The sequence below is a fragment of the Xanthomonas sp. NCPPB 3218 genome (genome assembly GCF_056725185.1).
In genome coordinates this window covers 3,265,750-3,290,270 of sequence record NZ_CM161516.1, presented here as the reverse complement: position 1 = coordinate 3,290,270, position 24,521 = coordinate 3,265,750, and the positions used below count along the sequence as shown (strand labels likewise).

Sequence of the window (24,521 nt, the reverse complement as noted above, 5' to 3'; positions counted from 1 at the left end):
TGCCGCTCTGCCTGGCGGCAACCGCCGTGCACCGGCGAGACCATGTCTTCCCGCACTGGTGGCTGGCTGAATCGTTGTTATAGTCCGCCGCAACACAACCATGCATGGGGAGACATGATGAGCGAATTCGAGTCACACGCCGTACCGCCGCCGCCGCCGATCGGGACCAGCACACCGTCGGAGGAGCGCACCCTGGCGCTGGCCGCGCACTTGCTCGGCATCCTGACGTCCTTCATCGGCGCGCTGGTGATCTGGCTGATCAGCAAGGACGCCAGTCCGTCCAAGCCGTTTGCCACCGATCAGGCCAAGGAAGCGTTGAACTTCCAGATCACCGTGATCATTGCCTATGTGGCTGCAGTGATCCTGACCATCGTGTCGTTCGGCATCCTGTTCTTCGTGCCGACGCTGGTGTGGATCGCCAACCTGGTGCTGTGCATCCTGGCCGCGGTCAAGGCCAACAACGGCGAACACTACCGTTATCCGTTCACGCTGCGCCTGATCAAGTAATCCGGCGCGGTGGAAATGACAAAGGCCCGGCAGCGATGCCGGGCCTTTGTCGTTTCAGACGATGACGCGATCAGTTCTGCGCCGGGGTGTTCTCGGCGAAGTACTCGTGGCTGTCGGCATTGGTGATCGCCTGGGCCGGGTTGCTGATCGCCAGGCTGCGCGCGCCGGACTGGCCGTAGACACGGTCCTGGGTGCCGGCGACGACCGTGAAGTGGCTGGTCTCGTGCACCAGCGTGCCGGCCTTGGAGTCGGTGCCGGTTGTCGACGCACTCCAGAACGCATTGCAGACATGGATCTCGTACGGCTGGTTCGGATAGACGTAGGCGAAGGCGTCCGCCAGATCCGCTTCGCAGCTGCAATTGATCGTCAGCTGGCCGTTGTTCTGGTCCAGCGCGTTGTCGATGTTGACGAAGTTCGAGCTGACCCGGCTGTAGCGCGAGGCGTTGTAGGCGCCGAACCAGGTGGTGTAGCGCGCACCGGTGCTGCCGGCATTGAGGTAGTTGCGCGCGTTCTGCGAGTAAGTACGCGCGGCAGTGACGGCACTGGCGGCCTGATTGGTGCGGGTGGTGCTGCAGTTGAGGTAGTTGATGCCATTAACCACGGCGGTCGGACCGATTGCGAGCTGGCGCTGCACGCCGCGACGCGCGCCGTCCAGCCAGACCGTGAGCGGCGTACTGGTGGCCACGGCCGGCTGGCCGTTGGCCGCCTTCATCAGACTGCCGTCGGACAGCGAGGCATATTGCAGCGACGAACGGACCTGGATGGTGTAGTTGCCACTGGTCGACAGATCGTAGGCGCCGGCCAGATCGACCTCGCCCTTGACGCTCTGGCCCGGCTTGAGGATGGTGAAGTCCGCCGCCTTGGGCAGGCCACGCTTGACCAGGCGTCCGGTGTAGCTCACCGGCACACCATCGCGGCTCACTTCCAGGATGCCGTTGTCCAGCGTCTGCAGCGGCAGTTGATAGGTCGGCACGCGTGCGATCTGGCTGCCGTTGTTGGTGACGGTCACCGCGATCTTGCCCTGGTGTCGCCCGGCCTGATCGGCGACCGGCGCCAGTTCGATGGTCAACGGGACCGGGCCGCGCACGGACTGCGCCTGCGCCGAACCGAGCACGCCAACAACGGCCAACGTACCTGCTGCAAACGATGCGAGAAAAACGTTCTTCACCAGTGACTCTCCATGTGGTCGGGGGATGTCCGCGGACGCGGGCAGGTCAACCTAGGCAGAGCGAGCAGACGCAACAAGAGAACCGATTGATGTGGTTTTTGGCCTGCCGGTAGTCAGGCAATGACAAATGCGGACACCGATGGCGACAATTCAGCCTGGAAGTGTGAATTATTCCGCACTTTATTGCTGCCTTGCCGAAGTTTTCATGTGAAAAATGTATGGAAGGAGAAGTTACGTTCTGTGACGCAGCGCAGCGCTTGCAGGGCGGTGTGCTGCAGCCGCACCGTGCGCTGGCGCACGGTATGCGCAAAGGCCGGTGCGAGCGCCTGATTGCTGCGGGCTGCTGAAGTCGAACGCGCTGCCGTAGTCGCCGTGCGTGGTGGCGTTGAAGCCGGCTGCGCGGCCGCTCGCCCTTGCGCATCGGCGGAGCCTGTGCATGTCGCCAGGCATCGGCGCACGAGGCGCCCGGCGCGCCTGTGCGGCAGCTCAAACGAACGCGGAGCGCTAGTGCGCGCGGTCCACCGCAAACCGGCCCAGCGTCGCCAGCGTGTCGCCGGGCGCACCGTAGGGCTGCAGGATGTCGTGCATGCGGGTAGCCAGTTCGGCCAGCTTGGCCTTGGCGCCGTCCATTCCGAGCAGGGCCGGATAGGTGGACTTGGCTTGCGCGGCGTCCTTGCCGGCGGTCTTGCCCAGCTGCGCCGAGCTCGATTCCACATCCAGAATGTCGTCGCGGACCTGGAACGCCAGGCCCAGCGCATCGGCAAACGCATCCAGGCGTTGCTGGTCGTCGGCTGCGGCAGCGCCTGTGAGCGCGCCCATGCGCACCGCGGCGCGGATCAGCGCGCCGGTCTTGAGGGCGTGCATGCGCTCGAGATCGCGCAGCGATTGCAACTGGCCGGTGGCATCGATATCCAGCGCCTGGCCGCCGCACATGCCGGCAGCGCCTGCGGCGGTGGCCAGACTCTGCAGCCAGCCGACCCGCAGCTCCGCGCTGACCGGAGCCGCAGCCAGCAGCTCGAAGGCGCGCGTCTGCAGCGCGTCGCCGGCCAGGATCGCCGTGGCTTCGTCGAAGGCGATGTGCACGGTGGGCTGGCCACGGCGCAAGGCGTCGTCGTCCATTGCCGGCAAGTCGTCGTGCACCAGCGAATAGGCGTGGATCAGCTCCACCGCCACCGCGGGCGTGTCCAGGCGGTCCTCGTCGGCGCCGAACAGTGCGCCGGTCGCATACACCAGCAGCGGGCGCATGCGCTTGCCGCCGCCCAGCACCGCGTGCCGCATCGCGGCGTGCAGTCGCTGCGGCGCCAGGGTGGGACTTGGCAGACTGGCCTCCAGGCTGCGTTCTGTGCGGCCGATCCAGTGCTCGAACAACGCCGAACTCACCTCAGCCGCCGTCCTGCGACGGCGCCTGGAAGTCTTCGGCCAGATCGGGGCGCGCGGGGTCGGTCAGCATGCGCACGCGCAGTTCGGCCTGTTCCAGTGCCTGCTGGCAGTCGCGGTACAGGCCGATGCCGCGCTCGTAGGCGGTGAGCGACTGCTCCAGGCTCTGGTCGCCGACTTCCATCTTCTGCACCAGTTGCTCGAGTTCTTCCAGCGACTGTTCGAAGCGGGCGACCGGGGATGTTTCGTTCAAGGATTTTTTGACCATCGTCAAAGTGTGCGGCGCGCAGGCAGGCGGGTCAATTCGCGTTGGCGTGGTCGCGCCATCGCAAGGATGCGCCATGCGCGCTTAGCCAGTCGCTCAATGCCGCCGAGACGATGCGGTCGCCGGCTGCCAGCACCTGACCGTCGGCCCACAGGACCGGCAGGCGTGCGCGTTGCCAGGGCGGTAGATCCAGCGCCTGCAGCAGGTGCTTGAGCCGATGCGAATGCGCGCGCTGCGGCAACACGATGCGTTCGCCACCCTGGCGTGCGCGCACCAGCAGCGGTTGCCCGAAGCGCAGGCCGGGTGCGCCGTGCAACTGCAGTTGCGCGCCATCCGGCAGTGGCAGCGGGGACGTGCCATCCCAGCAGGCCTGCCATGACGCCGGCCACGCGCTGTGCGGACGCAGCAGGTACAGGCACTGGCGCCAGCGGCGTACCTGCACCTGTTGCCAGGCAAAGCAGGCCTGCCGATCCGGCGCGCCGTCGTCGACTTCCTGCTCCAGGGCGGCAACGCCGTGCGCAGGCAGCGGTGGCGCCTGCGCTGCCGCCACCCAGGCGCGCAGCAGCCGCGGCCGACGTGTTGCCGGCTGCGCACGCAAGGCCTGCAGATCCAGTGCGCCGGCGGCGGTCAGCAGGCCGGGCAGCAGCGCGGTGTCCTCCTGCAGCAGCAGGTCGCTGGCATCGGCGCTCAGCTGCGCGCTGCGCGCCAGTGCCTCGGCGGCCTGCGGCCAACGCTGCTGCAATACGGGCATCAGCTGGGTACGCAGGAAGTTGCGGTCGTGGCGGGCGTCGGCGTTGCTGGGGTCTTCGATCCACTGCAGGCGATGTGCCTGCGCATACGCCAGCACCTCGGCGCGCGCATGCGCCAGCAGGGGACGCCACAGCATGCCGGCGGCGAAGGGACGCTGCGCGCGCATCGCGGCCAAGCCGTCCGGGCCGGAAGCGCGCAATGCGCGCAGCAGGAAGGTTTCGGCCTGATCGTCGCGATGGTGCGCCAGCGCCAGCCATTCGCCGGGCGCCAGTGCCGCGGCAAACGCGGCATGGCGTGCATGGCGTGCCGCCGCTTCCAGCCCCAGGCCGCTGTCGCGCGCGACCTGCACGTGCGCAATTTGCAGGGGGACTTGCAAGGCATCGCACTGGCGCTGGCAATGCGCGGCCCAGGCGTCGGCATCGGCATGCAGGCCGTGATGCACATGCACCGCACGCAGCCCCGTGTCGCGACAACGCGGCGTCGCTGCCAGCAGGTGCAGCAAGACGCTCGAATCCACGCCGCCGCTGTAGGCGACCAGCACCGGGCCGGGCGGCGCCGCGGGTGGCAGCAATCCGGTCATCGATGCAGATGGCGTGCTGCGACGCTGCATCCGCACGCGGGCGGCGGGGCATGCCGCGCCGCCACCGTCCGCGCTGCGCGCAGCCTGCCCATCAGCGTTTGGCCGCAGTCTCGAACGTGGCCGACTGCGGCAACTCCACCGGCACGCCGGTGCTGTCGCAGGTACCGGCCTTGCACAGGCGCTCGCGCAGGCGCGGGGTGGCCTGCACGATGACGTGGTAGATCACGTTCTCTTCCAGCGTGCCGCGGAAGGCTGCGCTGCCCGGGCCGGTGGCCCAGATGCCGACGTCTTCGCCGCCATGGCTTTCGGACTTGGTCGGCACCAGCGATTCCTGCATGTAGCTGGGCGCCTCGGTGTCGACATGGGTCAGGTCCGGGCGGCCGGCGGCCGGCTCGCTGTTGCTGGGTTCGTGCGGGTACTTCTTGGGGCCGGCCGGCTGCGCGTTGCTGGCGCCGGTGTAGCCAGGGCCGTTGGCGTAGCTCAGCGTGGTGTAGGGCTGGCCGGCCAGGTCGGTGGCCAGCTGGCTGCGGTCGCCTTCTTCGCCGCCGGTGCCGCGCACCTTGCCCAGGATCGGGTTGCCGCGCACCGGGTAGCCGACGAAGTTGAGCGTATGCGAATGGTCGGCGGTGACGATGATCAGCGTGTCCGGCGGCGCGGTCTGCACGGCGGTGCGTACTGCATCGGACAGCGAGACGGTTTCGTCGAGCGCGCGGTAGGCATTGCCGGCGTGGTTGGCGTGATCGATGCGGCCGCCTTCGACCATCAGCACGAAGCCGTTCGGGTCGCGCGACAGCGACTGGATCGCGGTACGGGTCATCTCGGTCAGGCTGGGCTCGCCCTGAGCGGTGCGATTGCGGTCGTGGTCGAACTGCATGTGATCCGGCTCGAACAGGCCAAGCAATGCGGGCGCGCCGGCGGCCGCCTGCAACTGTTGTTCGTTCCAGACGTAGGCGCCCTGCGGGTGCGCCTGCTTCCACTCGGCGACCAGATCGCGGCCGTCCAGGCGCAGGCCGACCTTGTCGTCGTATTCCGGATCGCGCTCCTGCACGGTCTGGAACTGGCTGCGTCCGCCGCCCAGCACCACCTGCGGGCCACGCCCGAAGCGCGCGCTGGACAGCAACTGCTGGGCGATGTCCTGGCAGCCGGCAGTGCGCGCGGACTCGGGCAGGTCGGTGTCGTTTTCCCAGTTGCGGTCCGGCGAATGCGCATAGGTCGCCGCCGGGGTGGCGTGGGTGAGGCGGGTGGTGGTGACGATGCCGGTGGCCATGCCGGCGCTGTCGGCCAGCTGCAGCCAGCTCAACAGGCCCTTGCCCAGGCTGTCGGCGCAGTCGCTGCGGTTGCCGCTGCTGACGCCGATCGCGCCCATATGCGTTTTCACCCCGGTGGTGATCGCGGTCATGGTGCCGGCCGAATCCGGCGTCTGCGAATCGGTGTTGTAGGTCTTGCTGAAGGCGGTGGCCGGAAATTGTTCCCAGGACAGCAGGTTCTCCTCGCCCGGCCCGCCCTTGCGCTGGCCATCCAGGATGCGTGCTGCCGCCACCGTGGTCAGGCTCATGCCATCGCCCAGGAACAGGATCACATTGCGCGCGCGCCCGGCCATGGCGCCGTTACCGGCTGCGCGCGCGGCACCCGAGCGGTACCACCATTGCGGCGTCTCGCCGGCGGGATGCACCACCTGCGGTACCTCCACACGCACGGCGGTGGGCGCGGATGCGCTGGTGCCGGCGCTGGGCGCGCAGGCGGCGACACACACGGTGGTCAGGGCGGCGAGGGCAGGCAGGCGGTAACGCATCGGCATCGAACTCGTGACTGAATCAGCGCGCATTATGCCGGGATGCCTGGTGTCACACAGATGACACGCCGCTGTTCCAGTCGTGGCCTCGCGGGCGACGCGGGCCTGGGCTATGGTGCATGCACTCTCCCCCCGGATGATTCGACGCATGACATTGGTCTCGGCCTGGTTGCGCATTCCGTTCTGGCAACGCGTGGTGGCCGGCTTCGTGCTCGGCGCAATCGCCGGCGCTGCCATGGGCCCGGCCGCCGATGTGTGGTTCGGCCCGCTCGGCGATCTGTACGTCACCCTGATCAAGATGATCGCGATCCCGCTGGTGTTCTTTGCGGTGATCAATGCGATCTCCTCGCTGCACGGGCAAAAATCCGTCGCCGCGCTCGGTGGGCGTACCTTCCTGTGGTTCGTCATCACCGCCGCACTGGCGGTGGGCGTGGGCCTGGCAGTGGGCACGTTGATGCAACCCGGCGCCGGCCATTTCAGCCTGAGCGTGGATTCGGCCTGGAAACCGCGCGATGTGCCCAGCCCGATCAAGGTGCTGCTGGACGTGGTGCCCTCCAACCCGTTCTACGCACTGACCGGCATCGGCACCAAGACCAATGCGGCCGGCGAAACGGTGCTGGCGGCCGGGCGCGGATCGATCCTGCCGGTGATCTTCTTCGCCGCGCTGCTGGGCTTTGCGATGGTCAAGCTCGGCGAGCGCGTGGCCGAGGCACGCAAGCTCACCGCGCAGTTGAGCGACATCATGATCCAGGTCACCCGCTTCGTGCTGGAGATGACCCCGCTCGGCACCTTCGGGCTGATCGCCAGCCTGGTCGGTAGCTATGGCTTCGAGAAACTGCTGCCGTTCGGCAACTTCGTGCTGGCGCTGTATGTGGCCTGCGCGATCCATATCGTGGTGGTCTACAGCAGCCTGTTGTTGCTGCATGGATTGAACCCTTGGAAGTTCTTCCGCGGCGCGGCGCCGGGCATGCAGGTGGCCTTCGTCAGTTCATCGAGCTTTGCCGCGATGCCGGTGGCGATGCGCTCGATCACGCATAACCTGGGCGTCAGCAAGGACTACGCCGCGTTTGCGGTGCCGCTGGGTGCCAGCATCAAGATGGATGGCTGCGGTGCGATCTTCCCGGCCCTGTGCGCGGTCTTCATCGCGCAGTACACCGGCGTGCCGCTGACCGCGAATCAATACTTCGTGGTGTTGATCGCCTCGGTGCTGGGCAGCTTCGGCACCGCCGGCGTGCCCGGCACCGCGGTGATCATGGCCACGGTGGTGTTGAGCGCGGCCAATCTGCCGCTGGAAGTGATCGGCTACCTGTACGCGATCGACCGCATCCTTGACATGATGCGCACCATGACCAACGTGACCGGGCAGATGTTGGTGCCGGTGCTGGTGGCCAAGGAAACCGGCCTGCTCGACAAGGCGGTCTATGAGTCGGCCTCGACCAACGTAGGCCTGGAAGATCCGCTGAGCGATCGCGCGCCGACGCAGCGCTGACCGCCGCCGATGCGCGCTGGATTTCCCACGCTGCGCGATCGCCTGCAGCAGTTGCCCGAGCTGCACAGCGTCGACGGCGTGTTGGTGCAGCGGTCGTTGGCCGACGATCCGTTCGAACAGCAGTACCTACAGGTTCGGCGCAAGGAAGGCCGGCTCTACACCGATGCACAGGTGCGCAGCCTGCCGCGTCCCGGCGGCAAACTCGGCGCCAGTCTGGAATGGCAGGTGCGTGCGCTGTCCAGCGCCTTGCTGGTCCAACATCTGCGCGCGCAGGCAGGCGAGGGCGCCATAGCCGAACTGGGCTGCGGCAACGGCTGGCTGTCGCAGCTGCTGGCGCAGTCGCTGCAACGCGACGTCTGCGGCATCGACGTCAACCGCACCGAGCTGACCCAGGCCGCGCGCGTGTTCGGCCACGACCAGCGCCTTAGTTTCATCGCCGCCGATATCCAGACCCTGGCGCTGCCGCGCGATCTGTTCGACGTCATCGTGGTCCCGGCCTGCATCCAGTATTTCGCCGACCCTGCGGAACTGGTCGTGCGCCTGCTCGCCCAACTACGCGACGGCGGCGAGCTGCACATCCTCGACAGCCCGCTGTATGCGGATGCGCAAGCCGCCAACGCAAGCGCCGCGCGCAGCCTGCGCTACTTCACCGAACTGGGCGTTCCGGCGCTGGCCGCGCACTACCACCAGCATACTTACGCCAGCTTCGACCGCTTTGTGGTGCAGCGACTGTTCGACCCGCGACGCCCGGGGGCGCGCCTACGAAGAATGCTCAGGATGAAACAACCCCACTTTCCGTGGCTGTGCCTGCGCAGGCAGGACAACCTGGATGCGCTGCGTTCCTGAGTGAAGCATCGGCATTGCCGGACCCGGTGTCAGGCGTTTGCCTCGGGCGCGCTGACGTCCCACCCGCATGGCACACTGCCAGCTCATCCATTGACGGGGGCGGGCGGTGATTGGCCAACAGCGTGATCTGACATTTCGTTTTCTGGCCGAGCCCAGCGACGTCAACTTCGGCGGCAAGGTGCATGGCGGCGTGGTGATGAAGTGGATCGACCAGGTCGGCTTTGCCGCAGCCAGTGGCTGGAGCGGGCATTACTGCGTCACCGTGGCGGTGGGCGGCATCCGCTTCGTGGCGCCGGTGCGGATCGGCGATCTGGTCGCGGTGTCGGCCAAGCTGGTCTACACCGGGCGCACCAGCATGCACTTCGCCATCGATGTGCGAGCGCGCAGCCCGATGGGCGGCGACTCGCGGCTCTGCACGCATTGCATCATCGTGTTCGTGGCGATGGACCCGGATGGTGTCACGCCGGTGGAAGTGCCTTCCTGGCGGCCGGGCACGCCCGAGGATCAGCGCCTGGCCGAATACGCGCTCAAGGTGATGGAACTGAGCAAGGGCATCGAGGACACCATGGCGCATTACCAGGCCGATGCCGCGCGCTGATCGGGGTGGCGAGGTGTGTGGTGCTGCGTACGTGATCTAGATGCGTGCGCGGCGACGGTAGGGAGCTTCCGCGCAAAGACCGTCCACCACGCAAAAGGCCGCGGAATCTCCGCGGCCTTTCCGTCATGCAGTGGATCAGCTGCTCGGGATCACAGCACCCGACGTGCCTGGATGAACTTCTCGCTCCAGTAACCGCTGGCCAGCGAATCCACGCGCACGTCCTTGCCGCGGCTGGGCGCGTGCAGGAACTTGCCATCGCCGACCACCAGGCCCACGTGGTCGATGCGACCACGCCTGCCGAAGAACACCAGATCGCCTGCCTTGAGCGCGTTGGGGTCCTTGATCAGTTCAGCAGACTCGTCGCGCGCGATGTCGCGCGAGACGCGCGGCAGGTCGATACCCAGGGCGGTCTTGAACACATAGCCGACCAGGCCGCTGCAGTCGAAACCTTCGGTGGACTCGCCGCCCCAGACGTACGGGGTGCCGAGCAGGGCCATGGCGCGTTGCAGGATCACCTGCACACGGCTGTCGGCCACGGCGTTCTGGGCAGCATTGGCTGCGCTCTGGGAGACGTCGTAATTGGCCAGCAGGCGGCTGAGGTCACCGGCGAACATCGCCGAGCGGTCCATCAGCGGAATGGCGTCGTTGGCGGCCAGGTGCGGAAGCAGGGCGGCCAGTGTTGCGGTGGCAGCGGCGTCGGCGCGGCTGCGGGTTGCGGCTTTCTCGGCGGCGACGGCGCTGTCTGGCGTGGTCGTCTGCGGAGCGGATGCGGTGCCGTTGGCGGTCTGGGCCAGGGCGGGTAGGGCTGCGAGCCAAAGAGCGGTGGCGCATAGCAGGCGGAGCGGTTTCCGGGGCGGAAGCGGTGCGGCGCCAGTGTTGATCTGTTCGTCGTTCGTCACGCGGGAATCACAATTCTGCTGTCGATGCGGGATGATGCCTTGGTGAAAGAATCGTTACGTTCAAAAAAGGTTAAATTTCCGTTTTATGAAATGTGATGGACATCACATATCAGGGTAAAACCCGTTTTGAACCTGAATAATGGTCACGCCAGTAGGCGCCATCCAGGAAATCCAAGCGGACGGTACCGCCGGTATTCGGAGCATGTACGAAACGGCCTTCACCGACATAAATGCCGACATGGGTCACGTTGCCGCTGGAGCCGAAGAACACCAGGTCGCCGGTGGTCAACTGCTCCGGCGGGATGCGCGGGCCCTGCACTGCGGCCAGCTCCCGCGAGGTGCGTGGCAGCGACAGCGCCAGCACATCCTTGTAGACATAGGTGACCAGCCCGCTGCAGTCGAAGCCGGTTTCCGGCGTATTGCCGCCGAAGCGGTACGGCGTGCCGACCAGGCCCAGCGCACGCATCAGGATGTTGTTGGCGGCAGCCGGGTTGGACGGCGGCACCTGTGGCCAGACACGCGGTGCCGGTGGCGGGGTGGCGGCCGGTCGACGGACCGGCGCCTGTGCGCAACCGCCCAGCAGCACGAGCAGGCCCAGCAACGAACTGGCCGCGGCGCGGCGGGCGCGGGCGGCGAAAACTGGCGTGATATGCATGGAGCCGGGATAATGGGCGGTTCGAAAGGTCGCCATGATGGCGGCGCACCCGGCGGCCGACAAGCCGTCCTCCACCGTCTGCCACCGGGCAGCCTATCCAGAGCCAGGCATGAAGATCGAAAAAGACAGCGTCGTCCGCTTCCACTACACCGTTTCCGAGCTCGGCCAGGAGCCGATCGAGAGCTCCAAGGAGCGTGACCCGTTGGCGATCATGATCGGCCACGGCAACATCATTCCGGGCCTGGAAGCGGCAATGATGGACAAGGAAGCCGGCGACAGCTTCGGCGTGGACGTCAAGGCCACCGAAGCGTACGGCGAATACCGCGAAGGCCTGAGCCAGCGCGTGCCCAAGAAGCACTTCGGCGCCACCAAGCTGGTCCCGGGCACCCAGGTGGTGCTGCAGACCAACTTCGGCCCGCGCGCAGTGACGGTGCAGAAGGTCGGCATGAGCGTGGTCGACGTCGATCTCAATCACCCGATGGCCGGCAAGGACCTGCACTTCGACGTGGAGATCATCGAGGTGCGTGAAGCCACCCAGGAAGAGCGCGATCACGGGCATGTGCATGGCGAAGGCGGCCATCACCACTGAGCGCAGTCGTCACGCCTGTGTGGCAGACGGACTGATGCGGGCTATCTGCAGGATCGGCATGCACCGCACGGTGATGCCGGCTTGCACGCGCCGATCGTGTCCGTGTGACCAGCGTTGGCTGGATGTGTTTCCGCGGCCCGCCATCTCGGCGGGCTGTTTGCATGTTGCGCGCCGCGATCGCCGCGCAGCGCTGCCCGAGCTGAGATGACACCGCGCGATCCTTTGCTGCCCATCGCAATCAGCGAGCGAATCGCGGTGCTCGACGTGCTGCGCGGTTTTGCGCTGCTGGGCATCCTGCTGATGAATATCGAAGCCTTCGTCGGTCCGCTCGATCTGGCGGTCACCGGCGTGGAGCCGCATTGGCACGGCGCCGACCGGGTTGCCGATGCGCTGGTGTACCTGCTGGTGCAGGGCAAGTTCTATACGCTGTTCTCGCTGCTGTTCGGCATGGGCTTTGCGGTGATGGCGCAACGTGCCGCGCAGGCCGGGCGTGGGTTGTTCGGCACCTATCTGCGCCGTACCGTCGGGCTGCTGGTGATCGGCCTACTGCATGCGCTGCTGCTGTGGTCCGGCGATGTGCTGGTGACCTACGCGTTGCTGGCCTTGTTGCTGCTGGCCACGCGCTCGGTGCCGACGGTGACGCTGCCGTGGTTTGCCGCGCTGGTCTACTGTTGCGCGCCCGCGTTGACGCTGCTGTACGGCGTCGCAGGCACCTTGATGCAGCTCGATCCGGCGGCTGCCGTGGAATGGAAGGCCGCGATGGCCGATGCGGCGCAACAGGCGGCAGCGAACGTGCAGGCGCAGCGCGCCGCCTTCGGGAGCGGCAGCTATGCGCAGGCCACGCTGCAGCGCTGGCACGACCTGCAGCACGCGATGACCGGGCTCAGCATCAATGGCCCGGCGATGCTCGGCATGTTCCTGCTGGGTAGCTGGTTTGTGCGCAGTGGCGCGATCGCCGCGCCCGAGCGCTTCCCGCGCCTGTTTCGGGCCCTGCGCTACGTGGTGCTGCCGCTCGGGCTGGGCGTGATGGGGGTGAGTTACGCGCTGGAGCCGTGGATTGATCCGGCGCGGCTGGATCTGCGCCTGTCGGGTGCATTCGCGTTGTCGCTGATTGCCGGCCCGCTGATGAGCCTGGGCTATGCGGCCTGGGTGGTGCGCCTGGCGCCGCGCCTGGCCTGGCTTGCGCCCGCCGGGCGCATGGCGCTGAGCAACTACCTGCTGCAGTCGCTGGTGTGCACGTGGATCTTCTACGGCTACGGGCTGGGCTATTTCGAGCAGCTGCCGCGCGTATGGCAGCTGCCGTTCGCGCTGGCGCTGTTTGCGCTGCAGGTGGTGCTGAGCCAGCTGTGGTTGCGCTGGTTCCGCCTCGGGCCGATGGAATGGCTATGGCGCAGCGTGACCTATCTGCGTGTGCCGCCGATGCGTCGCAGCGACGCGCGCGTGGGGTAGTGCGCACATGAGCGCCGCGCCTGTCGATGTGGTGGTGGTCGGTGCCGGCGCCATTGGGCTGGCGACTGCGCTGGCACTGGTCGAAGCGGGCCGGCAGGTGCACGTGCTCGATGCCGGTGCGGTGGGGGCGGCGACGTCGTACGGCAACTGCGGCACCATCACGCCGAGCCATGCGCCGCCGCTGGCAGCGCCGGGCATGATCGCGCAGGCGCTGAAGTGGATGCTGACGCCGGACGCGCCGCTGTATATCCGGCCACGTCTGGACCCGGCGCTGTGGCGCTGGTTGCTGCAGTTCGCGCAGCGCTGCAATACGCGTCACTGGCAGGCCAGCGCGCAGGCGCGCGCGGCGTTGCTGGGCGATGCGCGGCAACGCTTCGACGACTGGGTCGAGCGCTATGCGCTGGACTGCGAATTTCGCAGCGATGGGCTGGACTACGTGTTTGCCGATGCGCGCCGCTTTGCGCACTATCGCCACGAGTGCGGCGTGCTTGCGCAGTGGGGTATCCAGGCCGAAATGATCGACGGTGCCGACTACGTGCGGCAGGATCCGGCATTCCGCGCCGGCATTGCCGGTGCGATCCATTTCCCCGGCGATGCGCATCTGCGCCCGGAGCGTTACACCGCAGAACTGGCAAGAGTGCTGCGTGCGCGTGGTGCGGTGATCCAGGCGCAGTGCCGCGTCGATGCGGTGGTGCCGGACGCACGTGGCGCGTGCGTGCACACCGCGCGCGGGCGACTGCAGGCGCGCGAGGTGGTCATCGCAACCGGCCCATGGTCGCCGCTGCTGGCGGCGCAACTGGGATTGCGTCTGCCGGTGCAGGCCGGCAAGGGTTATTCGATCACCTATAGCGCCCCGGCGCTGATGCCGCGTCGCCCGGTGGTGCTGAAGGACCGTTGGGTGTTCGTGGTGCCATGGCGCGATCGTCTGCGTATCGGTAGCACGATGGAATTCTCCGGGCACGACACCCACCTCAACCCCACGCGCCTTGCGGCACTGGAGCGCGCAGCGTCCGATTATCTGGACGCGCCGGCCGGTCCGGCCGTGATCGAGCGCTGGTATGGATGGCGGCCGATGACCTGGGACGACGTGCCGGTGCTGGGCGCGGTGCCGGGCCGTCCTCACGTCTGGCTTGCAGCCGGACATGGCATGCTCGGCATCAGCATGAGCACTGCAAGCGGACAACTGATGGCCGACCTGATCACGGGCCGCGCACCTGCGCTGGACCCGCATCCCTACCGGGCGGAGCGCTTCGCATGAGTGCCCGGTACGACTACGACGTGGTGATCCTGGGAGGCGGCTCCGGTGGACTGGCCGCTGCGTTTCGCGCGGCCAAGCACGGCGCGCGCGTGGCGATGATGGAGCCGAACGAATTGGGCGGCACCTGCGTCAATCTCGGCTGCGTGCCGAAGAAGGCGATGTGGCTGGCGGCCGATCTGGCCGGCAAGATCGAGTTGGCCGGGGCGATGGGTTTCGATGTGCCGCGACCGACCCTGGCGTGGCAGGAACTGGTCACCCACCGGCAGGGCTACATCGGCAACATCCACGCCAGTTATCGGCGCCGCCTCGACGAAGATGGCGTGGTCATGATTCCGCAGCGCGGTGTGTTGCAGGATCGCCATACCATCATGGGCGGCGACGGCGTGCCGGTGACCGCCGAGCACATCGTGATCGCCACCGGTGCGCACCCGCTGCGCCCGGGCATCGAAGGTGCCGAGCACGGTGAGGTGTCCGACGATTTCTTCAATCTCTGTCATGCGCCCGCGCAGGTGGCGATCATCGGCGGCGGCTATATCGCAGTGGAGATCGCCGGCCTGCTGCAGGCGCTGGGCAGCCGGGTGCATCTGTTCGTGCAGGGCGAACGGTTGCTGGAGCGCTTCGATGCCGAGCTGACCCTGCAACTGGCCGACAACCTGCGGCACCTGGGCGTGCGCCTGCATTTCGGGTTTTCCACCACCGGCCTGGAGCGCGATGCAGAAGGCAGGCTGCGCGTGCATGGTCATCCCGCGCACCCCAGCGAGCAGGGCAACGACGTCTTCGACAAGGTGTTTTTCGCCACCGGCCGGCGCGCCAACACGGCGGGGCTGGGTCTGGAAGAGGTCGGGGTGCGCCTGGGCGACAAGGGCGAGGTGGTGGTGGACGAAGGCCAGACCACCAGCGTGCCGAACATCCATGCCATCGGCGATGTCGGCGGCAAGGTCGGACTGACGCCAGTGGCAATCGCGGCGGGACGCAAGTTGATGGATCGCCTGTTCGGCAAGCAGCCGGATGCGCGCATGGACTACGAAGGCGTGCCGAGCGTGGTGTTCTCGCATCCGCCGCTCGGGCAGGTCGGACTGACCGAGGAGCAGGCGCGCGCGCGGCATGGCAGCGCGGTGCGCGTCTACCGCAGCAACTTCCGCCCGATGTTGCACGCGCTGGCCGACGCGCCGCAGCGCAGCCTGTTCAAGCTGGTCTGTGTGGGCGAACAGGAGCGCGTGGTCGGCGTGCATCTGCTGGGCGAGAGCGCCGACGAAATGCTGCAGGGCTTTGCGGTGGCAGTGAAGATGGGTGCGACCAAGCGCGACTTCGACGAGACCGTGGCGATCCATCCCACTTCGTCGGAAGAGATCGTGTTGATGCACTGATGCACTGATGCATTGGTGCGGCAGTTGTGACCGGGCCGACGAGGGCATCAGCGCCCTGCCGGATGCAGGGACTGACATTAGCCACTGTGTTTCACAACTTGCGGTAGCCCTGCGCAACACCGCATACCACTTCTGCGCCCGACGTAGGTGCACTTGATGCAGGCCAGGACCCTGGGAGCGAACGGACCAAAGCCCCTCTCCCCTTGGGAGGGGGGGGAGGGTCCGGCACATTCGATGCATCACTCAGCTGCCGATCTGCCGTCCCAGCCGGCCATGCCTTATCCGGCCTTGCATGGAAGTTGACCGCTCTGCTTGTCCGCCGCGCCTCGTGCCGCCCGAACCCTCACCTCAATCCCGCTTCGCGCTGTCGGCCAAGGCGCGTCAAGACACGCGCACCGGCAGCGCGCAAACACTGCCTCCTCGCTCGGACGGAAGAGGGATTTCAATCCCATAGCTGGCATCCTTGCGCGATGTCCAAGCCCCGCAAACCAACGGCGCGTCGATCCACCGATCCATCTGCGCGCGCCGCCTCCAACGCCGAGCTGCTCTCCGGCGAACAGGCGCGGCTGCGCATTCTTGCGGCGATTCGGGCAATACCTTCCGGCCAGGTTGCCGGCTATGGCGAGGTCGCACTGCGCGCCGGCCTGCCCGGGCGGGCGCGGCTGGTGGCCCGGGTGCTCAGCGGCAACGATGATCCGCAGCTGCCGTGGCACCGGGTGCTGCGCAGCGATGGCCGGATCGCGTTGCCGGAAGGCTCGTCCGGCTACCGTGAGCAATGCCGGCGACTGCGTGCCGAAGGCGTGGTGGTCGAGCAGGGCCGGGTGCGCCGTGCCAGCGCCGCGCAGCGGTTGGATGCCGCCGTGTGGGGACCTTCATAAGCCTGCCGTTATGATGGTTGGCATTCCGAAGGATGCCGTCATGCCCCAACTGCCGCCCGTCACCAAAGCGTTGTTGATCGCCAATATTGGCTTGTTCCTGCTGCAATGGGCACTGGGCGACCTGGGCGCCGGCGTGCTGCCCTCCGACGCGGCGCTGTCCTCGTTGATGCTGTGGCCGATTTCCAATGGCTTCGATGCGTTCTCGCCCGGCGCCAGCTTCATGCCGTGGCAGTTGCTGACCTATGCGTTCCTGCATGGCGGTTTCAACCATCTGTTCTTCAACATGCTGGCGCTTTTCATGTTCGGCGCGGCCCTGGAGCAGACCTGGGGGCAGAAGCGCTTTCTGACCTATTACCTGGTGTGCGTGGCCGGTGCCGGCGTGTGTCAGTTGCTGATGGCCTGGTTCACCCAGAGCGGGGCGCCGGTGGTGGGTGCATCGGGTGGTGTGTTCGGCCTGTTGCTGGCCTACGGCATGCTGTTTCCCAATCAGCGGGTGATGCTGCTGTTTCCGCCGATCCCGATGAAGGCGCGCACCTTCGTGATCGTGTTCGGTGCGATCGAACTGTTCCTGGGTGCGACCGGCTGGCAGCCGGGCGTGGCCCACTTTGCGCATCTGGGCGGCATGCTGTTTGGCTGGCTGATGATCCGTTATTGGCGCGGGCAGTCGCCGTTTGGCGGCAGCGGCGGCAGGAAGGGTGGTGGCAAGGGGCGCAAGCCGCCGCTGCGTGTGGTGCGTTGAATGCGTGTGATGCGTTGAAATAGTCGCGGCGTGGCGGATCCACACTGATCCGTAGGAGCGGCCCTGGCCGCGATGGGGCGTTACCGGTAAGGCTTCATCGCGGCCGGGGCCGCTCCTACCAAGCGTTGGGATGGATGGACTGCCAGACACAAAAAAAGAGCGCGGAGTCCGCGCTCTTTTTTTATTGCCTGCCACTGCGTGTTGATTGCCAGTGACTTCCTGGCGCTTGACTCAGCGCCAGATCTTCAATTGCTCGGCATCCACGCGCTGCATCGGCTGGCCGGCCTTGCAGCTGAATGCCGCACCGAACTCCGGCAGGTTGGACAGCGGGCCGTTGGTGCGCCACTGGCCCGGCGCCCGGATGTCGGCGCTGGCACGCTGCACCGCTTCGTTCGGCGACAGCTGTTGGGCCCACAAACCGGCCCAGGCGGTGAAGAATGCCTGCTTGTCAGCCTCGGTGGCCGCTGGCTGTGCCTTGCTGAAGGCCTGCCAGGCCAGTTCGACGCCGGCCAGGTCGGCCAGGTTTTCTTCGGCGGTCTGCGCACCGTTGACCTTGACGTTGGGCACGCCCGGGTAGGGGTAGGCACCAAACTGGCTGGCCACCTTGCCGGTCAGCATGGTCCAGCTGCTCTTCTCGGCCGGCGTCCACCAGCTGCGCAACTCGCCCTTGGCATCCACCAGCGAGCCCTTGGCGTCGATGGCACGGGTCATTTCGTGGGCGACCAGCGCGCCGTAAGCGCCGTACTGCGCGGCCGGGGTGCTGCCGGCGGTGAGCACCGGCGACTGCAGCACGGCGGCGGTGATGATCAGGCGATTCTGTGCGATGTCGTAGGCCACTGCCGGCTGTTGCGGCAACACGTCCCAGCGACGGTCGGCGTTGCCCTTGCCGATGCGCTTCATCTCCTCACGGTGACGCCAGGTCGAGGCGATCAGCATGTTGCCGCCGAAGCTGCCGCGGCCCATCGGCTGCACGGTGTAATCCAGATCGCGACGCGGTGCGCCGACTTCGATCTTCATCGCCGCCAGCTTGGCCTTGGCTTCGGCGATCACTTCACCGTTGCCCCAGCCGGTGCGCTCCAGCGCGGCCAGCTGCGCGTCGCGTACCTGGTCGGCGATCGCTTCGGCCTGGCGGCGCGTGTCGCTGCTCAGGTAACGCGCCACGTATTCGCGGCCGAGCATCGGGCCGGCGGCGATATTGATCGCGTCCAGCACCTGCTGCCAGCGCTGCGGCGGCAGCGCATCGCCACGCAGCAGACGGCCGCGGAACTGGTACTCGGCATCGTGGAAGCTCTTGGACAGGTACGGCGCCATCGCGTCGCCCACGCGCCAGCGCAAATAGGCCTTCCACTGGTCCGGCTTGATGCTGACGATCATGCTGTCGAGCTGCTTGAACATGGCCGGGTCGGCCATCGACACCAGGTCGTCCTTGACGCCCTGCGCCTCCAGGAAGTCGGCCAGACGCAGATTCTTGTACTGCTTGGTCAGCTCCTTGGTGGCGATCGGGGCGTAGTTGTTGAACGGGTTGTTGATGCCCTGCACCGACTGCGCACTGCGCGCCAGCGCGGTCTCGATCTGCAGCACCGAGGCGGCATCGGCGTCGAGCCTGTCGGCCGGGGTGCCGGTCAGCGCCAGGATCTGCTTGACGTAGGCGCGATAGCGGCCCATCAGCGCCTGGGTGTCGGCGTCGGTGCGGGTGTAGAACGCCGGGTCCGGCAGGCCCATGCCGCCCTGCATGAAATACCCGATGTGGCGATCCAGCGCCTTCAGGTCCACGTCCGGGCCGAAATTGAAGCCGACCGGGATGCCGACCTGATGCAGTGCTGCGATGGAAGCGGGCACATCCTTGGCCTTCTTGATCGCGTCGATGCGCGACAGCAAGGGGGCGATGGGGTTGGAGCCGTCCTTCTCGACGGAGGCCTCGTCCAGGCCGCTGGCCCAGAAGTCGCCGAGCAATTTCTGCACGTTGCCCTGCGGCGCCTTCATCGACGCATCCAGCAACTCGCGTTGCTGCTGCAGTGCGCGCTCGGACAGCTGGCCCAGCGCGGTGACGGCACCGGCCTGCGGCACCGGGTTGGCCTTGAGCCAGCCGGCATTGGCGTAATCGTAGAAATCGGTGCAGGCCGCCGACACGGCCGGGGCCTTGGGAGCGGCCTTCTTCTTGCGAGCGGCGTCGGCGTCGGGGGCGGACAGCAGCGTGATCAGGCTGAAGCCAAGAGCGAGGGCAAGCGGACGAATGGTGGGCATCGAGAAGAAGGGTGGCCAGATTGAAGTCGGCGGAGTTTAGCAAGGCTGCGCCCCGTACAGGCGGGCGCGAGCTGCTGCCGGTCTTCGGTGCCGGCCGCTTGCATGAATGCGACAGGCCCGCAAGCGCGGGCCTGTGCATATTGCGATCGAGCTGAAAGCGCTTGCAGCCGCCTACCAGATCACCACGCGGTCTTTTTCGGCACGCACCATCGGAGTACCTGCCTTGCATGGGAAAGCCTGTACGAAGGACGGCATGTTCGAGGGGACGGCATTGGCACGCAGGCTGCTGGGCGCATGCGGGCCCGGGGCCAGATAGACCAGTTGCTGCTGCTCGCGGATCTGTTCGCGCCAGTTGCGCGCAAAGCCCGGGAAGAAGCGTCGTTCCGGGCGACACCCATTGATCGTCAGCGCGTGTTCGGGGTGGGGCTGGATGCAGTGACGGCGATGGCGATGCATGTGGCCGGCCGTGATTTCCCCGCGGACGCAACAGTAAAACCGAAGGAAAAAAAACGGGCGACGATCTTTCGATCGCCGCCCGCCCGAACTACCGCGCTTGCGCAATTACCAGATCACGACCTGCTGATCGCCCTGACGCACCATCGCATCGCCGGCCTTGCACGAGAACGCGGCGGCAAACGCCGGCATGTTCGACGGCGCACCGATGGCGCGGAAGTTGGCCGGGGCATGCGGATCGGTCTTCAGGCGCACCACCAGTTCTTCCGGAGTGAAGTTGCGGCGCCACACTGTTGCCCAGTTGAGGAAGAAGCGCTGGTCACGGGTGATGCCGTCGGTCTTGGGGTCGTCCTTGCCGGACCCATTGATCGTCAGCGCGTGTTCGGGGTGGGGCTGGATGCAGTGACGGCGATGGCGATGCATGTGGCCGGCCGTGATTTCCCCCGGACGCAACAGAAAAACCGAAGGAAAAAAAACGGGCGACGATCTTTCGATCGCCGCCCGCCCGAACTACCGCGCTTGCGCAATTACCAGATCACGACCTGCTGATCGCCCTGACGCACCATCGCATCGCCGGCCTTGCACGAGAACGCGGCGGCAAACGCCGGCATGTTCGACGGCGCACCGATGGCGCGGAAGTTGGCCGGGGCATGCGGATCGGTCTTCAGGCGCACCACCAGTTCTTCCGGAGTGAAGTTGCGGCGCCACACTGTTGCCCAGTTGAGGAAGAAGCGTTGGTCACGGGTGATGCCGTCGGTCTTGGGATCGTCCTTGCCGGCGGTGGCGGTCTTCATCGCGTCGTAGGCGGTGTTGAGGCCGCCCAGGTCGGCGATATTTTCGCCCAGGGTCAGGTCACCCTTGACCTTGTCACCGGCCGGGGTGCGATAGCCGTCGAACTGCGCGACCAGCTTGCCGGTGCGCGCCTTGAACGCGTCCAGATCCTTCTGCGTCCACCAACCCGGATCGGCGATGAAGTTGCCATCGGCACCGAAGCGGCTGCCCTGGTCGTCGTAGCCGTGGGTCATCTCATGCCCGATCACCGCACCGATGCCGCCGTAGTTCATTTCCTCCGGCGCATTCGGGTCGAAGAACGGCGGCTGCAGGATCGCGGCCGGGAACACGATCTCGTTCTGCAACGGGTTGTAGTAAGCGTTGACCGTCTGCGGGCTCATGCCCCATTCGGTCTTGTCCACCGGCTTGCCGATCTTGGACAGGTTCCACTTGTAGTTGTACTCGGACGCGGCCATCACGTTGCCCAGGTAGCTGTCGCGACTGGTGTTCAAGCCGTTCCACTCGCGCCACTTTTCCGGGTAGCCGATTTTGGGCGTGAAGCTTTCCCATTTGGCGATCGCCTTGGTCTTGGTCTCCGGGCTCATCCAGTCCAGCTTTTCGATGCGGGCCTTCAGCGCGGTGCGCAGGTTGGTCACCAGGGTTTCCATCTTGGCCTTGGAGTCGGCGGGGAAGGCAACCTTGACGTACATCTGGCCCAGCGCTTCGCCGGTCTGGCCATTGATGGTCGCCAGCACACGCTTCCAGCGCGGCTTGATCTGCTTCTGCCCGCGCAGGGTCTGGTTGTAGAACGCGAAGTTCTCATCGACGAACGGCTGGCTGAGGAACGGCGAGGCACCATCGACGGTGTGGAAGCGCAGGTAGGCGCGCCAGATCGCCGGATCGGTGTCGGCGATCATCTTGCTCACTTCCTGGTGGAAGGCCGGGATCGCCAGCGAGAACATCTCCGGCGTGGCCACGCCCTGCGACTTGAAGAACTCGGTCCACGACCAGTTGGGGGTCAGCTTGTCGGCATCGGCCGGCGAGATCGGGTTGTAGGCCAGCGAGGCATCGCGCGACATCTGGGTGCTGGTCTTGGAGACCTTGGCCAGACGGGTCTCGAACGCGACCACCTGCTTGGCCTGCGCGGCGGCATCGGCCGCGGCCACGCCGGACAGTTCCAGCACCTTGGCCACGTGCGCCTGGTAGGCCTCCAGCTTGGCCTTGTTGGCGGCGCTGGTGTAGTACTCCGGATCCGGCAGACCCAGGCCGCCCTGCATGGCATAGGCGATGTTCTGGCTGGATTTCTTGAAGTCGGCCTCGGCGCCGAAGCTGAAGAGCTCGTTGTTACCCTTGGCGGCGCTGCTGCGCAGATAGTCGACCAGCTTGGCCTGGTCGTTGATGGCGTCGATCGCGGCCAGTTCCGGCTTCAGCGGCTCGATGCCCTGGGCGTTGATCTTGGCCTCGTCCATGCCGGTGGACCACAGGTCGCCGACGATCTTTTCCACGCCGGTGGCGCTGGTGTCGGCCGCGGCCTGTTCAACCAACTGCTGCTGGATCGCATTGGAACGCTCGTCGAGCATCTCGAACGCGCCCCAGCTGGTGCGATCGCTCGGCACCGGGTTGGCGGCCAGGAACTTGGCGTTGGCGTACGCATTCAAATCCGTGCAGGCGTTGCCGTTGGTATCCAGGTCGGCGGCGGTGAACTGGTTCACGGCCGGCAGCTTGCTCTGGTCCAGGGTCAGCGCCTTGGGAGCCGCCGGGGTGGTTGTGGCGGTATCGGCCGCGGGCGCGGCCGACGCGGCGTCTTCGGATTTCTTGCAACCGCTCAGCGCGGCGGCCACGGCCAGGGACAGGGTCAACAAATGAGGTGTACGAATCACAAAGGGCTCCAGGAGCAGATGTGGGAAGCCCCGTCGCCGGGGCTGTGGCCGGCACTCTACGCCTCGCCAGCCGGATGGCATGGTGTCGAAGGTCATGGGTGCGGCATGTGTAGGTGAACCGGCCCGACGGTGTCCGGATGGGCGGCAGTCCTGCGCAGGGCACCAGCGCAGTGGCGGCCCGGTGTTTTCGCGTCCTGTGCGCTGTGGCTTGAGGCTGTGCCTACCTGGTCTGGCAGTCTGTGTCGTTGCGCGGGCGGCGGTCGAGAGGGGCGAGTACCTGAATGCTCCTGCTGTGCAAGCAGTGCTATATACAAGCGCATGCCTACCGCCTCCGAACCGTTGGATGCCCTGATCATCGGCGCTGGCCATAATGGCCTGGTCTGCGCCGCCTACCTGGCCAAAGCCGGCAAGCGGGTAGTGGTGCTGGAAGCGCGCGACGTCGTTGGCGGCGCAGCGGTCACCGAAGAATTCCATCCGGGGTTTCGCAACTCGGTGGCGGCGTACACGGTGTCGTTGCTGCAACCCAAGGTCATCGCCGATCTTGACCTGGAGCGACATGGGCTGCGCGTGGTGGCGCGCCGCATCAACAACTTTCTGCCATTGCCCACTGGCGAGTACCTGCTGGCCGGCGCGGGGCGTACTGCCTTGGAAGTCGGCAGGTTCTCCGCGCGCGATGCCGCTGCATTGCCTGCCTATGAAGCGCGCCTGGAGCAACTGGCCGATGTCTTGCGTGCGCTGGCATTGCAGCCACCGCCGGATGTCAGCGATGGTGGATGGCTGCGCGCGTTGCCGCAGCTATGGCGCGCGGGCAAGCTGGGGCTGCAGCTGCAGGAGCTACCGCTCGCGTTGCGGCAGGAGCTGCTCGACCTATTCACGATTTCGGCCGCCGAGTATCTGGATCGCTGGTTCGAAAGCGCACCGATCAAGGCGCTATTCGGTTTCGACGGCATCGTCGGCAATTACGCCAGCCCCTACACGCCGGGCACCGCCTACGTGTTGCTGCATCACGTGTTCGGGCAAAGCAATGGCGTCAAAGGCGCCTGGGGGCACGCCATCGGCGGCATGGGCGCGATCACCCAGGCGATGGCTGCCAGTGCGCGCGACTCTGGCGTGACGATTCGCACCGGCTGCGCAGTGGAGCGCGTGCTGGTGGAGCAGGGGCGTGCGGTCGGTGTCATCACCGCTCAAGGAGAGACGCTGCGTGCGCGTGCAGTGGTGGCCAATGTCAATCCGAAGCTGCTGTATCAGCGCTTGATGCAGCCGGACGATGTCCCCGCGGCGACACGCGAGCGCATGGCGCATTACCGCTGCGGATCGGGCACCTTCCGCATGAATGTCGCGCTCTCGCGGCTGCCGGATTTCACCGCCTTGCCGGGCACGGGCGATCATCTGACTGCCGGCATCATCCTGGCGCCCAGCCTGGATTACATGGACCGTGCCTGGCAGGACGCGCGCGCTTCGGGATGGTCACGCGAACCGGTGGTCGAGTTGCTGATTCCCAGCACGCTGGACGACACGCTGGCACCGCCCGGGCAACACGTGGCCAGCCTGTTCTGCCAGCACGTGGCACCGCAGCTGCCGGATGGCCGGCATTGGGACGATCATCGTGAGCAAGTCGCCGATCTGATGATCGCGACGGTCGAGCGCTACGCTCCCGGATTCGCGGCCTCGGTACTGGGCCGGCAGATCCTCAGCCCGCTCGATCTGGAACGCATCTTCGGGCTGACCGGCGGCGACATCTTCCACGGCGCCCTCAGCCTCAATCAACTTTTCAGCGCACGCCCGATGCTGGGGCAGGGCGCCTATCGCGGCGCGATTGCCGGGCTGTATCTATGCGGGTCCGGCACGCACCCCGGTGGCGGAGTGACCGGAGCGCCTGGGCATAATGCGGCGCGGGTGATTCTTCAAGGCTGAGGCAGGCCGCATAAAAAAAGCCCCGGACGAACCGGGGCCTGGAGCAAGTACTG

The 24,521-nt window shown here is 66.6% G+C and carries 21 protein-coding genes and 1 pseudogene; 11 read left to right on the top strand and 11 right to left on the bottom strand.

Features of this window, described 5'->3' with window-relative positions; all coding sequences use genetic code 11:
- Positions 1-42 precede the first annotated feature (42 nt).
- A complete protein-coding gene (locus AC1PLS_RS13625; RefSeq protein WP_184378687.1) occupies positions 43-507 on the top strand; it encodes a DUF4870 domain-containing protein in 465 nt (154 codons plus the stop codon).
- A gap of 70 nt (positions 508-577) precedes the next feature.
- Here the strand turns inward: AC1PLS_RS13625 and AC1PLS_RS13620 are convergent, their stop codons facing one another.
- From AC1PLS_RS13620 to AC1PLS_RS13600, 5 genes are all read right to left on the bottom strand, one after another.
- Positions 578-1,675 (bottom strand): M35 family metalloendopeptidase, encoded by a 1,098-nt coding sequence (locus AC1PLS_RS13620; RefSeq protein ID WP_104650880.1) that lies wholly within the window; start codon positions 1,673-1,675, stop codon positions 578-580.
- A 504-nt stretch (positions 1,676-2,179) separates the two neighbouring features.
- Positions 2,180-3,055 carry a polyprenyl synthetase family protein gene (locus AC1PLS_RS13615; RefSeq protein ID WP_065032482.1) on the bottom strand — a complete coding sequence of 292 codons (876 nt, stop codon included), beginning with the start codon at positions 3,053-3,055 and terminating at the stop codon, positions 2,180-2,182.
- Between the two features lies 1 nt (position 3,056).
- Positions 3,057-3,320: an exodeoxyribonuclease VII small subunit gene (locus tag AC1PLS_RS13610; protein ID WP_016903977.1), complete on the bottom strand. Its 264-nt coding sequence runs from the start codon at positions 3,318-3,320 to the stop codon at positions 3,057-3,059.
- Positions 3,321-3,351: 31 nt separating this feature from the next.
- Positions 3,352-4,647 carry a tRNA lysidine(34) synthetase TilS gene (gene tilS, locus AC1PLS_RS13605; protein WP_184431661.1) on the bottom strand — a complete coding sequence of 432 codons (1,296 nt, stop codon included), beginning with the start codon at positions 4,645-4,647 and terminating at the stop codon, positions 3,352-3,354.
- Positions 4,648-4,738: 91 nt separating this feature from the next.
- Positions 4,739-6,445, bottom strand: a complete 1,707-nt coding sequence (locus AC1PLS_RS13600; protein ID WP_481104499.1) for an alkaline phosphatase — start codon at positions 6,443-6,445, stop codon at positions 4,739-4,741.
- 142 nt (positions 6,446-6,587) lie between these two features.
- Between AC1PLS_RS13600 and AC1PLS_RS13595 the strand changes: the two genes are divergently transcribed.
- The 3 genes from AC1PLS_RS13595 to AC1PLS_RS13585 all read left to right on the top strand — a co-directional run bounded on the left by AC1PLS_RS13595 (position 6,588) and on the right by AC1PLS_RS13585 (position 9,372).
- On the top strand, positions 6,588-7,928 hold the full coding sequence (locus AC1PLS_RS13595) for a dicarboxylate/amino acid:cation symporter (RefSeq protein WP_184431659.1): 1,341 nt from the start codon (positions 6,588-6,590) through the stop codon (positions 7,926-7,928).
- 9 nt (positions 7,929-7,937) lie between these two features.
- Positions 7,938-8,774, top strand: coding sequence for a class I SAM-dependent methyltransferase (locus tag AC1PLS_RS13590; RefSeq protein ID WP_167709173.1), 837 nt, complete (start codon positions 7,938-7,940; stop codon positions 8,772-8,774).
- A gap of 106 nt (positions 8,775-8,880) precedes the next feature.
- Positions 8,881-9,372 carry an acyl-CoA thioesterase gene (locus AC1PLS_RS13585; RefSeq protein WP_024939524.1) on the top strand — a complete coding sequence of 164 codons (492 nt, stop codon included), beginning with the start codon at positions 8,881-8,883 and terminating at the stop codon, positions 9,370-9,372.
- 149 nt (positions 9,373-9,521) lie between these two features.
- Here the strand turns inward: AC1PLS_RS13585 and AC1PLS_RS13580 are convergent, their stop codons facing one another.
- Together AC1PLS_RS13580 and AC1PLS_RS13575 are read right to left on the bottom strand one after the other, a co-directional pair.
- A complete protein-coding gene (locus AC1PLS_RS13580; RefSeq protein WP_016903983.1) occupies positions 9,522-10,271 on the bottom strand; it encodes a C40 family peptidase in 750 nt (249 codons plus the stop codon).
- Positions 10,272-10,380: 109 nt separating this feature from the next.
- The gene (locus AC1PLS_RS13575) at positions 10,381-10,989 is read right to left on the bottom strand and encodes a C40 family peptidase (protein ID WP_175430018.1); all 609 of its coding nucleotides are present in this window, start codon (positions 10,987-10,989) and stop codon (positions 10,381-10,383) included.
- A 46-nt stretch (positions 10,990-11,035) separates the two neighbouring features.
- Between AC1PLS_RS13575 and AC1PLS_RS13570 the strand changes: the two genes are divergently transcribed.
- From AC1PLS_RS13570 to AC1PLS_RS13545, 6 genes are all read left to right on the top strand, one after another.
- Positions 11,036-11,515 (top strand): FKBP-type peptidyl-prolyl cis-trans isomerase, encoded by a 480-nt coding sequence (locus tag AC1PLS_RS13570; RefSeq protein WP_024939526.1) that lies wholly within the window; start codon positions 11,036-11,038, stop codon positions 11,513-11,515.
- A gap of 204 nt (positions 11,516-11,719) precedes the next feature.
- Positions 11,720-12,964, top strand: a complete 1,245-nt coding sequence (locus AC1PLS_RS13565) for a DUF418 domain-containing protein (RefSeq protein WP_184431657.1) — start codon at positions 11,720-11,722, stop codon at positions 12,962-12,964.
- A gap of 7 nt (positions 12,965-12,971) precedes the next feature.
- On the top strand, positions 12,972-14,222 hold the full coding sequence (locus AC1PLS_RS13560) for an NAD(P)/FAD-dependent oxidoreductase (protein ID WP_184431655.1): 1,251 nt from the start codon (positions 12,972-12,974) through the stop codon (positions 14,220-14,222).
- Positions 14,219-15,589, top strand: a complete 1,371-nt coding sequence (gene gorA / locus AC1PLS_RS13555) for a glutathione-disulfide reductase (protein WP_481103778.1) — start codon at positions 14,219-14,221, stop codon at positions 15,587-15,589. Before AC1PLS_RS13560 ends, gorA begins: the two co-directional genes overlap by 4 nt.
- Positions 15,590-16,059: 470 nt before the next feature.
- On the top strand, positions 16,060-16,467 hold the full coding sequence (locus AC1PLS_RS13550) for an MGMT family protein (RefSeq protein ID WP_184431651.1): 408 nt from the start codon (positions 16,060-16,062) through the stop codon (positions 16,465-16,467).
- 40 nt (positions 16,468-16,507) lie between these two features.
- Positions 16,508-17,206, top strand: a complete 699-nt coding sequence (locus AC1PLS_RS13545; RefSeq protein WP_026064941.1) for a rhomboid family intramembrane serine protease — start codon at positions 16,508-16,510, stop codon at positions 17,204-17,206.
- A gap of 231 nt (positions 17,207-17,437) precedes the next feature.
- Here AC1PLS_RS13545 and AC1PLS_RS13540 read toward each other — a convergent pair whose 3' ends face one another.
- The 4 genes and pseudogenes from AC1PLS_RS13540 to AC1PLS_RS13525 form a co-directional block, all read right to left on the bottom strand.
- A complete protein-coding gene (locus tag AC1PLS_RS13540; protein WP_184431649.1) occupies positions 17,438-19,450 on the bottom strand; it encodes a M13 family metallopeptidase in 2,013 nt (670 codons plus the stop codon).
- 171 nt (positions 19,451-19,621) lie between these two features.
- Complete coding sequence (locus tag AC1PLS_RS13535; RefSeq protein ID WP_184431647.1) at positions 19,622-19,906, bottom strand: M13-type metalloendopeptidase; 285 nt, start codon at positions 19,904-19,906, stop codon at positions 19,622-19,624.
- A gap of 105 nt (positions 19,907-20,011) precedes the next feature.
- Positions 20,012-20,263, bottom strand: a pseudogene (locus tag AC1PLS_RS13530) (M13-type metalloendopeptidase); the annotation flags it as partial.
- A gap of 167 nt (positions 20,264-20,430) precedes the next feature.
- Positions 20,431-22,533, bottom strand: coding sequence for a M13 family metallopeptidase (locus tag AC1PLS_RS13525; protein ID WP_184432904.1), 2,103 nt, complete (start codon positions 22,531-22,533; stop codon positions 20,431-20,433).
- A 339-nt stretch (positions 22,534-22,872) separates the two neighbouring features.
- Between AC1PLS_RS13525 and AC1PLS_RS13520 the strand changes: the two genes are divergently transcribed.
- The gene (locus AC1PLS_RS13520; RefSeq protein WP_481103777.1) at positions 22,873-24,468 is read left to right on the top strand and encodes a phytoene desaturase family protein; all 1,596 of its coding nucleotides are present in this window, start codon (positions 22,873-22,875) and stop codon (positions 24,466-24,468) included.
- Positions 24,469-24,521: the final 53 nt, after the last annotated feature.